Annotated in this window: 11 protein-coding genes; 9 read left to right on the top strand and 2 right to left on the bottom strand. The window is 72.6% G+C overall.

Translation table 11 applies throughout. The features are described from left to right. The 8 genes from VGD85_RS04895 to VGD85_RS04860 form a co-directional block, all read left to right on the top strand. The coding region (locus VGD85_RS04895) for an amidohydrolase (RefSeq protein ID WP_331062323.1) at positions 1–994 on the top strand (994 nt) is incomplete at its 5' end. Between the two features lie 71 nt (positions 995–1,065). Then, positions 1,066–2,499, top strand: a complete 1,434-nt coding sequence (locus VGD85_RS04890) for a gamma-aminobutyraldehyde dehydrogenase (protein WP_331062322.1) — start codon at positions 1,066–1,068, stop codon at positions 2,497–2,499. Between the two features lie 123 nt (positions 2,500–2,622). Next, positions 2,623–3,831: a saccharopine dehydrogenase family protein gene (locus VGD85_RS04885; protein ID WP_331062321.1), complete on the top strand. Its 1,209-nt coding sequence runs from the start codon at positions 2,623–2,625 to the stop codon at positions 3,829–3,831. Positions 3,832–3,900: 69 nt separating this feature from the next. Next, a complete protein-coding gene (locus VGD85_RS04880; protein ID WP_331062320.1) occupies positions 3,901–5,199 on the top strand; it encodes a multidrug effflux MFS transporter in 1,299 nt (432 codons plus the stop codon). Positions 5,200–5,343: 144 nt separating this feature from the next. Beyond that, positions 5,344–6,261, top strand: a complete 918-nt coding sequence (locus VGD85_RS04875; protein ID WP_331062319.1) for a catechol 2,3-dioxygenase — start codon at positions 5,344–5,346, stop codon at positions 6,259–6,261. Next, a complete protein-coding gene (locus VGD85_RS04870; protein WP_331062318.1) occupies positions 6,258–7,091 on the top strand; it encodes an IclR family transcriptional regulator in 834 nt (277 codons plus the stop codon). The genes VGD85_RS04875 and VGD85_RS04870 overlap by 4 nt, the downstream gene beginning before the upstream one ends. Before the next feature lie 33 nt (positions 7,092–7,124). Then, positions 7,125–7,913 carry a 2-keto-4-pentenoate hydratase gene (locus VGD85_RS04865; protein ID WP_331062317.1) on the top strand — a complete coding sequence of 263 codons (789 nt, stop codon included), beginning with the start codon at positions 7,125–7,127 and terminating at the stop codon, positions 7,911–7,913. A gap of 57 nt (positions 7,914–7,970) precedes the next feature. After that, on the top strand, positions 7,971–8,744 hold the full coding sequence (locus VGD85_RS04860) for an IclR family transcriptional regulator (RefSeq protein ID WP_331062316.1): 774 nt from the start codon (positions 7,971–7,973) through the stop codon (positions 8,742–8,744). A gap of 78 nt (positions 8,745–8,822) precedes the next feature. Here VGD85_RS04860 and VGD85_RS04855 read toward each other — a convergent pair whose 3' ends face one another. Both VGD85_RS04855 and VGD85_RS04850 read right to left on the bottom strand, forming a co-directional pair. Next, complete coding sequence (locus VGD85_RS04855; protein ID WP_331062315.1) at positions 8,823–11,963, bottom strand: S8 family serine peptidase; 3,141 nt, start codon at positions 11,961–11,963, stop codon at positions 8,823–8,825. Between the two features lie 238 nt (positions 11,964–12,201). After that, entirely contained in the window at positions 12,202–13,563 is a 1,362-nt protein-coding gene (locus tag VGD85_RS04850) for a polysaccharide deacetylase family protein (protein ID WP_331062314.1), read from the bottom strand. Positions 13,564–13,630: 67 nt separating this feature from the next. On the opposite strand from VGD85_RS04850, the gene VGD85_RS04845 reads away from it, so the two are divergent. Further along, positions 13,631–14,308: a hypothetical protein gene (locus VGD85_RS04845; protein WP_331062313.1), complete on the top strand. Its 678-nt coding sequence runs from the start codon at positions 13,631–13,633 to the stop codon at positions 14,306–14,308. Positions 14,309–14,523: the final 215 nt, after the last annotated feature.

Here is a 14,523-nt window from a genome sequence, read left to right as displayed (position 1 = left end):
GGCCGGTCAGGCCCATCTCCACTCCGTCGGCGTGACGAGCTGGCAGGACGCCATCGTCGGCGCCTACTCGGGCATCGACGACCCCGCGGCGACGTACGAGGCGGCCGCCGCCGACGGCAGCCTGGTCTCCCACGTGGTCGGCGCGCTGTGGTGGGACCGGCGGCTCGGCGTCGAGCAGGTGGCCGACCTGGTCGGCCGGCGCGAGGCGATGACCGCCGGCCGGTTCCGGGCCACCACCGTGAAGATCATGCAAGACGGCGTGGCCGAGAACGGCACGGCCGCGATGCTGACGCCCTACCTCGACCGCTGCGGCCATCCGACCGGCAACACGGGACACTCCTTCCTCGACGCCGCGGCGCTGCGCGACGCCGTCCGGGCGCTCGACGCCGCCGGCTTCCAGGTGCACGTGCACGCGATCGGCGACCGCGGCGTCCGGGAGGCGCTGGACGCGTTCGAGGGCACGGACCCGTCCCGCCGCCACCACGTCGCGCACCTGCAGGTCGTCCATCCCGACGACGTACGCCGCTTCGCGCGGCTCGGCGTCGCCGCCAACCTCCAGATGCTCTGGGCCTGCCTCGACGACCAGATGGTCGACCTGACCCTGCCGCACCTCGGGCCGGAACGGTCGGGCTGGCAGTACCCGTTCGCCGACCTGCACCGCACCGGCGCGCGCCTGGTCGCCGGCAGCGACTGGCCGGTCAGCACTCCCGACCCGCTGCAGGCGATCCGGGTCGCGGTCACTCGGGTCGAGTCCGGCGGCGACCGCGGGCCCTTCCTCCCCGAGCAGGCGTTGCCGCTCGAGGTGGCCTTCGCGGCGTACACCTCGGGGTCGGCCTGGGTGAACCACCGCGGCCCCGATGACGAGCAGAGCGCCGGGGTGCTGCGCGCCGGCGCGGCGGCCGACCTCGTCGTGCTCGACGCCGACCCCTTCGCCGGGGAGCACGCGCGCGTGGTCTCCACCTGGATCGACGGAAGGCCCGTCTATCACGCCTGATTCAACGAAATCCGTGTCAGATTGCCGCACACCCCTACAGATTCCGTTGTCGGGTCACTAGGCTCGCCCGCATGGCCGACCAGGTGTTCAAGAACGTCATCAACGGAGAGCTCGTCGAGAGCGCGTCAGGGGAGACCTACGACGTCATCGACCCGACCACCGGCGAGGTGTACGCCCAGGCGCCACAATCGCGGGAGGCGGACCTCGACCGGGCCTACGCCGCGGCGGACGCGGCGTTCGAGGGCTGGGGCTACGCGACCCCGCAGGATCGCTCCAACGCGCTGCTCAGGCTCGCGAACGCCATCGACGAGCGCGCCGCGGAGATCAACGCCGTCGAGTGCAAGGACACCGGCAAGCCGGTCCAGCTCACGATGGACGAGGAGATGCCCTACGCCTCCGACCACTTCAGGTTCTTCGCCGGCGCCGCCCGCATGCTCGAGGGCAAGGCGGCGGGGGAGTACCTGGCCGACCACACCTCATGGGTACGCCGTGAGCCCATCGGCGTCGTCGGCCAGGTGACGCCGTGGAACTACCCGCTGCTGATGATGATCTGGAAGATCGCGCCCGCGCTGGCGGCCGGCAACACCGTCGTGCTCAAGCCGAGCGACACGACGCCGGCCAGCTCCACGCTGCTCGCCGAGATCGCCCAGGAGTTCCTCCCGCCGGGCGTCCTCAACGTCGTCTGCGGCGACCGGGACACCGGCCGCGCGCTGGTCTCCCACCCGACCCCGCAGATGGTCGCGATCACCGGCTCGGTGCGCGCCGGCATGCAGGTCGCCGAGGCGGCCTCCCACGACCTCAAGCGCGTCCACCTCGAGCTCGGCGGCAAGGCACCGGTCGTCGTCTTCGACGACGCGGACATCGCCAAGGCCGCCGAGGGCATCGCCGGCGCCGGGCTGTTCAACGCGGGCCAGGACTGCACCGCGGCGACCCGGGTGCTCGTGCAGGCCGGCATCCACGACGAGTTCGTGGCCGCCCTGACCGAGGCCGCGAAGGGCATGCCGACCGGCCTGCCGGACGACGAGGCGACGTACTACGGCCCTCTCAACAACGCCAACCAGCTGGCTCACGTCTCCGGCATGGTCGACCGGCTGCCCGACCACGCCACCATCCAGACCGGCGGCACCCGCAAGGGCGACCGGGGCTACTTCTACGAGCCGACCGTGGTCTCCGGCCTCCAGCAGGCCGACGAGCAGATCCAGACCGAGATCTTCGGGCCCGTGATGACCGTGCAGCGGTTCACCGACGAGGCGCAGGCGCTCGCGTGGGCCAACGACGTGCAGTACGGCCTCTCCTCGAGCGTCTGGACCAAGGACCACGCCCGCGCCATGCGGATGTCGCGCAAGCTGGACTTCGGTGCGGTGTGGATCAACACCCACATCCCGTTCGTCTCCGAGATGCCGCACGGCGGCTTCAAGCACTCCGGCTACGGCAAGGACCTGTCCGGCTACGGCTTCGAGGACTACACCCGCATCAAGCACGTCATGAGCTACATCGGCGACTAGGTCTCGATACGGGCCTCGCTCGTCCCTCGCGACGCCCTACTCGACCACCGAGAAGGATGTTCGTTGGTCGAGTAGCGAGCGCCAGCGAGCGTATCGAGACCCATCCACACGAAGAGAGATGTCATGAGGATCCTGTTGGTGGGCGCCGGTGGCGTGGGTGCGGCGTTCGCCGCGATCGCGGCGCGGCGCGACTTCTTCGAGACGATCGTGGTCGCCGACTACGACCTCGCGAAGGCCGAGAGGGCGGCGGCGACCGATGGTCGGTACGCCGCCGCGCGGCTCGACGCGTCGTCGGCGGACGCGGTCGCGGACCTGTGTCGCGAGCACCGCATCACGCACGTGATGAACGCGGTCGACCCGGTGTTCGACATGCCGGTCTTCGAGGGCGCGTTCGCGGCCGGCGCCGACTACCTCGACATGGCGATGTCGCTGTCGAGGCCGCACCCGACCGCGCCGTACGAGGAGCCCGGCGTCAAGCTCGGCGACGAGCAGTTCGCGGCCGCGGACCGGTGGGCGGCGGCCGGCCGCCTGGCGCTGGTGGGGATCGGCGTGGAGCCCGGGCTCTCCGACGTGTTCGCGCGGTACGCCGCCGACCACCTGTTCGGGGAGATCGACGAGCTCGGCACCCGCGACGGCGCCAACCTCGTCGTCCGCGACGACGAGGGCAACGAGATCTTCGCCCCGTCGTTCTCGATGTGGACCACGATCGAGGAGTGCCTGAACCCGCCGGTGATCTGGCAGGACGGGGAGTGGCACACCACCGCGCCGTTCAGCGAGCCGGAGGTCTTCGACTTCCCCGAGGGCATCGGGCCGGTCGAGTGCGTGAACGTCGAGCACGAGGAGGTGCTCCTCATGCCGCGCTGGATCGACTGCAGGCGCGCGACGTTCAAGTACGGCCTCGGCGAGGAGTTCATCAACATCCTCCGTGTGCTCCACACCCTCGGGCTCGACCGCACCGAGAAGGTGCGCGTGAAGGGCGTCGAGGTCAGCCCGCGCGACGTCGTCGCGGCGGTGCTCCCCGACCCCGCCACCGTCGGCCCACGGATGACCGGCAAGACCTGCGCCGGCCTGTGGGTCACCGGCACCGGCAAGGACGGGGCACCCAGGTCGACGTACCTCTACCACGTCGTCGACAACGAGTGGACGATGCGCGAGTACGGCCACCAGTGCGTGGTGTGGCAGACCGCGATCAACCCCGTGGTGGCGCTCGAGCTGCTCGCCCGCGGCACCTGGAGCGGCGCCGGCGTCCTCGGCCCGGAGGCCTTCGACGCGGTGCCGTTCCTCGATCTGCTCACCGAGTACGGCAGCCCCTGGGGCATCAAGGAGCTCTGAGCCGACCCGTCTGCCGGCCCCGGTCCGCGGCATGCCATTCTTTACCGCGACAGAACGGGGGCCGGGGTGATGAGGACGACCGCGGACGGATGCGGTGCCGCGAGGGGGTCGTCGACCGCCGTCGCGGTCCCGGCCGCGCCCCGGGAGTCGCTGCGCCTGGTGCTGATGCTGGGCGCGCTGGTGGCGCTGGGGCCGTTCACGATCGACATGTACCTGCCGGCGCTGCCGACGATCTCCGGCGAGCTGCACACCACCTCGACCGCCGTGCAGCTCACGCTCACCGGCACCCTCGCCGGCCTCGGCCTCGGGCAGCTCGTGCTCGGCCCGCTCTCGGACTCCGTCGGCCGGCGGCGCCCGCTGCTCGCCGGCACGACGGTCCACGTGGGCGCCTCGCTGCTGTGCGCCGTCGCGCCGAACGTCGCCGTGCTCGGCGTGCTGAGGGTCCTCGAGGGCCTGGGTGCGGCTGCGGCGTCGGTGGTCGCGATTGCCGTGGTGCGCGACCTGTTCACCGGGGTCCGCGCCGCCCGGATGATCTCGCGGCTGGTGCTGGTCATCGGTGCCTCACCGGTGCTGGCGCCGACGATCGGCGGCGAGATGCTGCGCTGGACCGACTGGCGCGGCGTGTTCCTGGCGCTGGCGGTCCTCGGCCTGGGGGTCACGGTGATGGCCGCGATCGCGCTGCCCGAGACACTGCCACCGGCCCGTCGGCGTACCGGCGGTGTCCCCGCCACCTTGCACACGTACGCCGGCCTGCTCACCGATCGCACCTTCGTGGCGCTGGTGCTCGTGGCCGGCCTCAACGCCTCGGCGCTATTCGCCTACGTCGCCGGCTCGTCGTTCGTGATGCAGGACGAGTTCGGCCTCAGCGAGCACGCCTTCAGCCTCGTCTTCGCGGTCAACTCGGTCGCGAACATCGGCGCGAGCCAGGTCAACGTGCTGCTGCTGTCATGGTTCCAGCCGGCCCGGATCCTGGTGGCGTCGCTGGCGACCGCGGTCGTCTCGTCCGGCACGCTCCTGGTGGTCGCGCTCACCGGCGCCGGCGGGCTGTTCGGCCTCCTCGCACCGCTGTTCGTGCTGCTCGGCGCGATCGGGCTGACCGGTCCCAACGTCTCGGCGCTCGGTCTGTCGCTGCACGGCGAGGCCGCCGGCACGGCCGCCGCGCTCTTCGGGTCCCTCAACCTCGGCCTCGGTGCCCTCGCGGCCCCCGTGGTCGGGGTGCTGGGCAACGACAGCGTCGCGATGGCCACGGTGATGGCGGGCGGTGCCGCCCTGGCCGCCACCGTGCTCCTGCTCGGGGTGCGCCTGCGCGTCCTGTGGTCGATGGACCTCGCCGAACCCGAGCCGGTGGGCGCCCTGCCCGCCGCCTGAGCGCGGCCGCGGCTGGGACGGGTCCCGGCCGATCCGGGCCCAAGGTCCCGGACCGTTCCGCCCTGGGGAACGGCGCTCGCGGAGCGGATGACCCCCGGCCCACAGTGCTCGTGGAACGGCCTCACACGTCAAGAAATGAGATCGATGGGCATCATGCGGATGGGCTACGCCCACGTCCGGGTCACCGACCTGGCCGAGGCGAAGCGCCACTACGCGAACACCCTGGGCCTCTACGAGACCCTGGACCAGGACGGGAAGGTCTACTTCAAGGGCTGGGACGAGTGGGACCACCACTCGCTCGTGCTCGAGGAGGGCGGCGTCGGCGTCGTCAAGTTCGGCTTCAAGGTGGAGTACGACGCCGACCTCGACGTGATCGAGCAGAAGGCGCACGCCTTCGGCCTCACCGTCGAGCGGATGAGCGCGGGTGAGAACCCGGAGGTCAGCGACGGGATCCGGTTCGTCACCCCCTCGCGGCACACGATCGAGGTCTACCACGCCCAGACGCTGATCGGCACCGAGGTCGGCACCCACAACCCGGACGCGTTCCCGCGGCACCTGGTCGGCATCGGCGCCGGGGCGTTGGACCACGCGCTGGTCCTCGCCGAGGACGTCCGGCTGATGGAGGACATGTTCCGCGAGGTCTTCGACTTCTTCCCCACCGAGCGGGTGCAGACCGACCTCGACGACGATGACGCCCACTACATCGCCACCTGGCTGACGTGCTCCAACCAGACCCATCAGATCGCCGTTCTCGAGGGCGAGCCCGGCAAGCTGCACCACGTCGCGTTCAAGCTCGACGACTGGGCCGAGGTCGGCCGCGCCGCGGACCTGATGACGATGGACGACGTCCCGATCGAGGTCGGCCCCACCCGGCACGGCATCACCCGCGGCCAGACGGTCTACTTCTTCGACCCCTCGGGCAACCGCAACGAGGTGTTCGCGGGCGGCTACCCGGCGTACCGGGACCGGCCGGTCAACAAGTGGACGCCCGACCAGATCGCGAAGGGCATCTTCTACCACGCCCGCGAGCTCGACGAGCGGTTCACCGGGGTCTGGACGTGACCGTGACAGCCGCGACCGCGTCGGTGCCCCAGCCGCCCTGGGCGACGGGGGCGACGGGGACGACGGGGACGGGTCAGACGCTCGGCGGCGTGCGCTCGGTCGGCAGCGCTCTTGACGTCCTCGAGTGCTTCGCGACCGACGCCGCTCTCGGCGTCACGGACGTCGCGCGCCGGCTCGGTACGTCGAAGTCCACGGCACACCGGCTGCTGCACACCCTGGCGACCCGGGGCTTCGTCGAGCAGGACCCGGCGAGTGGGAAGTACCGCCTCGGGATGCACCTCTACGAGCTCGGGCACCTCGCGCGGGCCCGCCACCGGTTCCGGCACGCCGCGCGCCCGCACCTCGAGACGATCGTCGCCGAGACCGGCCTCACGGCGAGCTTCTCGGTCCCCGACGGCGCCGACGTCGTGTCCGTCGAGCGGATCGAGGTCGGTCTGGGCGGTCAGCTGCTCGGACACGTGGGCCGGCGGCTGCCGCTGCACACGACCAGCTCCGGCAAGGTCGTGGCGGCGTTCAACCCGGCGGTGGACCAGGCGCGCCGGACGGCCGGGTTCCCGCCGTACGCCGCGCGCACGATCCGCACCGAGGCGGACTGGGACGACGCGCTCGCGGACGTGCGGCGGCGCGGCTACGCGGTCTCCGACAGCGAGTCGTTCACCGCGATGACCTCGATCGCCCTGCCGGTGATGCAGCGCCGCGTCGCGGTCGCCGGCATCTCCGCGTTCGGCCCCGTCCAGGAGGTCACCGCCGACCTGGACCGGCTCCACGGGCTGCTCGCCACCGCCGCCCAGGACATCTCCGACCGGCTCGCCGACGCCGGGGCGCCCTGACCGGGCTGGGCCCGCGGCGGTAGGAATGTGGTCATGGCGACCACGTGGACCATCGAGACGGTGGCCGAGGAGCTGCTGACCTGCGAGGCCGAGCGCCGCGACCGGCCTCCGTTCACCGACGAGTGGCCCGGACTCGACGTGCCGACGGCGTACGCGATCCAGGACCTCACGCTGCAGCGCCGCCTGGACCGCGGCGAGCGGCTGATCGGGGTCAAGCTCGGGCTGACCAGCCGCGCCAAGCAGCAGCGGATGGGGGTCGACCGGCCGTTCGTGGCGTGGCTGACCGACGCGATGGTGCTGCCAGCGGGGCGGCCGGTGCCGCAGGAGCGGCTCATCCATCCCCGGGTCGAGCCGGAGATCGTGTTCGTGATGGGGGAGCGGCTGGAGGGCCCCGGCGTCGGGCCGGACGAGGCGCTGGCCGGCGTCGCGCAGGTGTACGGCGGCGCCGAGGTCATCGACAGCCGGTACGCCGACTTCCGGTTCCGCGCCGGTGACGTGGTCGCGGACAACGCCTCGTCCGGTGCCTTCGTCATCGGCAGCGTGGGCCTGGCGCCCGACCGCCTCGACCTCGCCGCGGAGACGGTCGACCTCGAGGTCGACGGGGCCGTGGTCGACTCGGCCACGGGCGCTGCGGTGCTGGGCCACCCGGCACAGGCGCTGGCGCTGGCCGCCAACGAGCTCGCGGTCCGCGGCCGGGCCATCGAGGCCGGCTGGCTGGTGCTCACCGGGGGCATGACCGATGCGGTGCCCGCCGCGCCGGGCGTCGTGGTCGAGTGCCACTTCGCCCACCTCGGCTCGGTCCGGCTCCACGGGGGTGCCTGAGGACGTCTGGGCCGTTCGTCCCTGGCCCCGACCGGCGCGGCCGACGACGATGGACCCATGACCACGGCCACGGACCCGACGACCGAGCAGGGTCCGCGACTGCAGTCCGTGCTCACCGCCTTGGACCTCCTCGACTGCTTCGTCGACTCGGAGGAGCTGGGGGTGACCGACCTGGCGCGCCGCCTCGGCGTCGCGAAGAGCACCGCCCACCGGCTGGTCTCGACGCTCGCCGCCCGCGGGTTCGTGGAGCGGGTGCCCGGCACCGGCCACTACCGGCTCGGCCTCCACCTGTGGGAGCTCGGTCAGCTGGTCCAGGACCGCACCCCGTTGCGGCACCTCGCGCTCCCGATCCTCGAAGAGGTGCGGCTGACCACCGGGCAGACGGCGCACCTCTCGATCGCCGACGGCCCGGACGTGGTGTTCGTCGAGCGGCTCCAGGCGCTGTCCGGCATCTCGCTGCTCGGCGCGCGCCGCCGGCGGATGCCGCTGCACACGACGAGCGCCGGCAAGGTGCTGGCCGCGTTCAACCCGGCGGTCTCCCGGGCCCGCATCGCGGCCGGGTTCCCGCCGATGACGGGCGAGACCATCGGGTCCGCCGAGGAGTGGGAGGCGGCGCTGGCCGAGGTACGCCGACGCGGGCTGGCCGTGACCGACTCCGAGAACGTCGCCGGGCTCGCGTCGGTCGCGGCCCCGGTGTTCGACGGAGGCGGGCTGGCCGTCGCCGCGATCTCGGTCGCCGGACCGCGCGACGCGATCATCGGCCACCTGGACCGCACCTCGCGCGTGGTGCTGGTCGCGACCGCCCGGCTCAGCCGGCTGCTCGGCGGCTGAGCCGCACCACCCAGGCACGACAGCGCCGGGCCCGCAGCCTCCGGGGGAGAGGCGGCGGGCCCGGACGTGCTGCGGGTGCTACGGAGTGACGCTGCGGACCACGACGTCACCGCTGCCGACGAGCACGTTGCCGTCGGTGCGCACCTGGACGTTGCCGATCAGGACCCGTCCGTCGCTCGGCGCCTGCCGGGCGGTGACCGTGCCCGCCGGGGTCCACGTGCTGCCGGCGGGCCGCGGCGCGTTCGCGTCGGTGAGGCTGACCGCGCCGAACGCCGGGTTGACGAAGACGTCGACGTAGTCGTACGTCGTGGAGCCCGCGGGGACCGAGTAGCCGTCGACCAGGACGGTGTACTCCCCGGCCGCCGGGTTCGGGATCGTCACCGACTCCTCGGAGTCCCCGTCCGCCGACTGCCCCACGATCTGGCCGTCGCGCAGGACGTACAGGTCGAGGTCCGCCCCGAGGTCCGAGGTGCCGCCGATGGTCGCCCGCAGGCTCGTCGAGCCCGGGCTCACCTGGACGGTCGTCACCTGCTGGGCGAGGTTGGCGATCGTCGGCTTGTCGATCCGCGCCGAGCCCAGCGTCGTCCCGACCGCCCGGCCGGTGAAGGCACCGAACAGGTTGGTGATGTCGTAGCTGCGCTCGACCGGGGTGCCCGCCGTCGCCGACTCGATGGTGTCGGGGTTCGGAGCCACCTTCGCGCCGAGGATCGACGCGGTCAGCGTGTACGGCACCTCGGCGGCGTCCGAGGTGCGCCGACCCTCGACCGTGACCTCCCAGACGCCCGCCTGCGGGTTGCTGGCGGTGCGGCTGTACGGCGTGCCGCCCGCGCAGCCCGCCACCGCCGGGGCGTAGCAGTTGGTCGTCGCGTTGTTGTCGATGCCGACGCCGTACGGGTGGAACCGCAGGAACCGGGCCTGGCCGGTGCCCGGCGTGCCGTCCGGGCCGCTGAAGTCCACCTTGAACGCCGGCGTGCCGGCCGGGACCTTGAAGAAGTACGACGTGGTCTGGTTGCGACCGATCGTCCCGCTCTTGGTGACGGTGTAGTTGTTGCCCGCGGTGAACTGCTCCGCCGCGACCACGGTGTTGAGCGTCTGCGCGTCGATGCCCGGGGTCGCGGGGTCGTCGAGGTTGAGGATCGCCGAGTGGATCCCGGCCGATCCGGCCTCGACCTCGACCGGCAGGCTCACCGGCTTGTTCAGCGGCAGCGCGACCGTGCCCGGCGCGGAGAACGTGCCGTCGTTGCCGACCCAACCGACCTGGTAGCTGATCGCCTTCGAGCCGCCCGAGGTGCGGGTCAGCGTGTAGGTGCGGGTGTAGGTGTCACCGGCCTTGACGCCCTCGCGGTCGAAGATGCCCGTGCCGACGCCCGGCTTGGCCAGGTACCCGGACAGGACCGTGTGGACCGGCACGGTGGCGGTGATCGACACCGGCTTCACGGTGCGCTTGAGCACGTCCCACGCGGCGGGCACGTTCATCAGGCCGTTGCCCTGCTCGTAGGCGCCGTACCGGGGCAGGAACCGCGACGAGGAGTTGATCGCCTGGCGCAGCTGCGCCGGCTGGTACTGCACCCCGGCCTGCTTCGCCGCCGAGACGAGCAGCGCCGCGGCGCCGGCCGCCTGGGGCGAGGCCATCGAGGTGCCGTTGAACATGGCGTAGCCGGCGGGCAGGGGATAGGTGCCCCCGACCGGTCCGCCCTCCTGCCAGGTCGGCACGGTGGAGATCGCCGATCCCGGCGCGAGGATCTGCGGCTTGAAGCCGCCGTCCTCCCGGGGTCCGCGCGAGGAGTAGCCGTGGATGTTGTCGGCGTACGCCGAGTCCGACCCGTAGTTGCTGCGCCAGGACTTGTCGGTGATGTAGGAGCCGACGCTCATGACCTTGGTCGCCACCGAGGGGTCGCCGACGGTGTTCAGGCCCGAGCCGCTGTTGCCGGCCGAGATGAACATCTGCACGTTGTACTGATCGATGAGCCGGTCGTAGAGGACCGAGCGCGCGTTGTTGCCGTCGTTGAGGGCCGGGAGGCCGCCGATCGACATGTTGATGACGTCGACGTTGCCCTGCTTGGCGATGAAGGTCATGCCCTCGACCAGGGCGTGGGCGGTGCAGCCGGCCACGAAGAGGCAGACCCGGACGGACTTGATCTTGGCGCCGGGCGCGGCGCCGGTCATCGCGCCGCCGAACATGCCGTTGGCCGCGGTGATGCCCGCGACGTGGGAGCCGTGGGCGCCCGAGACGATGCCGATGTTGACGACCTTGTCCTTGCCGTCGGTCTGCACGACGAACGGCATGGCCTCGCGGACGTCGGTGGCGGGGTCGTCCTGGCCGAACGTGCCGACGTCGTAGCGCTTCGCGTAGTCGGTCATCGCCTTCTCGTCGGCGAAGGACCGGTCCTGGTCGGTGTCGACCCACACGTCGTTGCTCGAGGTGTCCCAGAGGACGCCGAAGACGCCGCTGCTGCCGGCCGGGTTGCCGTCCCGGTTGACGTCGTTGCCGACCTCGCCGCCGAGGTTCGGGTCACGCTCGTCGAACAGCCCGATGCGGTAGGAGCCGGCGGCCGGGGCGGTGTACGCCGACCCCTGGTAGGTGAAGGTGGCTCCGCTGACCTGGTCGGTCATCTTGACCCAGGTCGGGTCGCCGTCGGTGAACGGGTCTGTGGCGGTCACCCAGTCGACGATCTTGCGCTCGCCGGTCGTGGTCGTGCGCAGCGCCGGGTGGCTCAGGTCGACGCCCGAGTCGACGATGGCGATCGTGGTGCCGCGCCCGTCCCAGTCGGGGTGCGCCTTCATGAAGTCGACGGCGCCGGTGTCGGCGATCGGCATGTAGGGGTTGTCCTGCGGGGTGTTCGCACCCGGCGGGGTCTGGGGCGCGACCGGCTGCGCGCCGTCGGGCACCGGGTCGTCCAGCGCGATGACCTCGTCGACGTCGGCGGCCTGCACCCCGGAGACCCGGGCGGCCCGCTCGGCGCTCTTGGTCGGGACGCTGACGCGGAGGTAGCTGACGTCGTCGTCACGCTTCTGGACGGTGCCGCCCAGTGCGGTGATGCCCTGGACGACGCTCCGGTTCGCTCCGGGCCGGGCGGCGATCAGCAGGGTCACCGCTGAGTCGCCGTCGGCGCGCGCCTGCGCGAGCAGCTCCCGGTCGTGCTTGTCCAGCCCCGATCCGGAGCCGGATGGGGCCGCGTCGGCCGGGGCCGTCGCGATCGCGAGACCTGCGGCGACCATGGTCGCCGCAGCGAGGCCGGCCAGGCCTCGTCGAGTGTTACCAGTCAAGGTATGAGCCCTCCCCTGAGGCCGCGGGTCGCCCGAGATGTGAGGTGACCAGGTGCGCGGCTGCCTCACCCTGGCTCCCCGGTCGTCGGCGCGCAATTGCCCGATCGGGCGATTGCGCGGACGGGCATGTTGGGGTGTGTGATCGCGGGGGTCCGACGGTGCCCGCAGACCCGGACCGGCAGCCTGCGGCCTAGAACAGGCGGGGTACGGCGGGCGCCGGCCAGCGGACCGAGTCGACGGCCGCCCGCAGGGCCTCGGCGGCGTTCTGCTCGGGTGCCCGCACGGTCAGCGTCACGTCCGGTCCGGCGGTGCCGTGCCCGACCTTCACCAGCCGGAGCGGCAGCCGGCGGTCGCCGTCGCGTGGCGCTCCGGGTGGCACGGTCACGGTCAGCGTCGCGCTCTCGTCGCCGGCGGGCACGACCACCGCGAGCCGGCCGAGGGGGGAGCGGGCCACGACTCGCACCGGACGGTCGGAGGGGCGGTCGAGTCGCACGCCGACCTGCCCGGTCGTCGTCAGCAGCGGCGAGGCGGTCACCTCGACCGGGGTCAGCCGGACCACCGGCGGGGGGTCGTCGTCGACGACCCGGACCAGCGCCTGGGCGACCATCGCGGGCTGGACGCCGCGTCCGCCGTACACCTTCGTCGTGACCTCCTCGAGGACCTCGTCGGTGCGGTCCTGGGGGATCCGCAGCCACAGCGTCGCCGACTGCTCTCCCGCGGGCACGGGCACCGTCCCCGCGGTGGTGCGCACGGTCGTGGCGCGGGTGGTCGGCCGGTCGAGGTGCACGGTGAGCCGCACGCGACCACCCTCGACGATGCGGCCCCCGTCAGCGGTGACCGTGGCGACCGGCACCGGCGGAGTCGGGCCTCCGTCGGGTCCGAGGTCGGCGAAGCAGTAGCCGCGCTTGCGCAGCACCTCGACCTCGCGGGGGATCGCGCGCAGGGTTGCTGGGGAGTTGGTGACTCCGTCGTGCTGGAGCACGACGTTGGTCCGGTGCGGGCGCACCGCGTCGATCACCCGCCGCGCGATCTCCTTCGGGGTGCCGCCCGCCCAGTCGCGCGAGTCGATGGTCCAGAGCACGGGCGTGTAGCCGGCCGCGTCGACGACCCGGCGCACCCGGTCGTCGATGGCGCCGTACGGCGGTCGCACGAGCGTCGGCGCCGGCACGCCGGCCTCGGTGAGTGCGTGCCGGGTCGCGCGCAGCGCGTGGCGGATCTCCGCGGCGCTCTGCGCGGTGAGCCTGGTGTGCGCCCAGGTGTGGTTGCCGATCTGGAGCCCGGCGCGCGACACCTTGCGGACCAGCGCCGGCTCGTCGGCCACGCGGGTGCCGACCATGAAGAACGTCGCCGGCACCTCGAGCCGGCTCAGCCGCCGCACCAGGCGCGGCGTGACCGCGGGCGCCGGGCCGTCGTCGAAGGTGAGCGCGACCAGCCCGCGCGAGCACGGCGTGACGGTGCGGTGGTGACCGGGCGCCGCGGTCGCGGGCGCACCCGCACCGGGCGTGCCGCCGAGCAGCACCACCACCGTCACCAGCACCAGGAACCGGCGCACCCCGTCACCTCCTGCCCGGTGGGACGCGCGTCGGGCGCGGACGGTTGTCACCGCCTAGGGTGGCCGGGTGAGCGAGACGACGGGGGCTTCTCGGGACGTACGTCGACGCCTGCTGCAGATCGGCCTCGTGCTGGTCGTCGTGGCGGTGGTCGTCGTGGCGGTGGTCGTCGTGGTGTGGCTGCGCGACCGGCAGCGTGACGACGAGTGGGCGCACGGCGGCGACGGCGTCGACATCACGGCGCGGATCCAGGCGACCACGCCTCGGGACTACCCGGACGCGCTGAGGGCCGTCGGCGTGCCGCCCGAGCCGGCGTACCCGCGCGTGGGCCAGGTGTTCGTCGTGGAGGTCTCGTGGAGTGGCGCGCCCTCCAGCGGCGGCTACGCCTTCGTGCTGCTCGACGGCCGGCTCTCGCCGGCCGAGCCGCTGGGCGCCAGCGGGTCCTGGGAGGGGCCCGATGGCGAAGGCGAGGGCGCCCATTGGAACGGCTCGTACGAGGCGCTCTCCGAGCACTATCCCTGGCTTGCCGGCACGGCGTCGGTGCGAAACGCCGACGGGTCCTACTCCATGGACCACCAGGCGCTCTCGCTGCCTCCGGGCGCGGAGGGCGGTGGCGTGCTGTCCTTCTTCCTGCCGAAGGACGGGATCGCGACGTCGCACCCCGACCAGGACCTGGTGCTGGCCCTGGTGCACATCGACGACGGCGGCGAGGTCCGCTGGGCGCGGAAGGTGCCGCTCGAGTCCTGACCCGAGCGCACCCCCTGACCCGTCCGCCCCTGACCCGTCCGCGCTGTGCGGAGACTCGCCCGCGTGCGAACGGCTACCCGACCTTCTCGAACACCATGGTCGCCTGGATCCGGTCTCCGCCGCCGAGTCCCTTGCTCCCGGACGCGGCGGTGGTGATGGTGTGCAGCCGGTAGCCGAGGGCGGCCTGACGGTTCAGCACGCCTTCCAGCTCGGTG

This window comes from Nocardioides sp. (assembly GCF_036401255.1).
Classification (GTDB): Bacteria; Actinomycetota; Actinomycetes; order Propionibacteriales; family Nocardioidaceae; genus Nocardioides.
The sequence above is the reverse complement of the archived record's forward strand: the minus strand, read 5'-3'. Positions and strand labels throughout refer to the sequence as shown.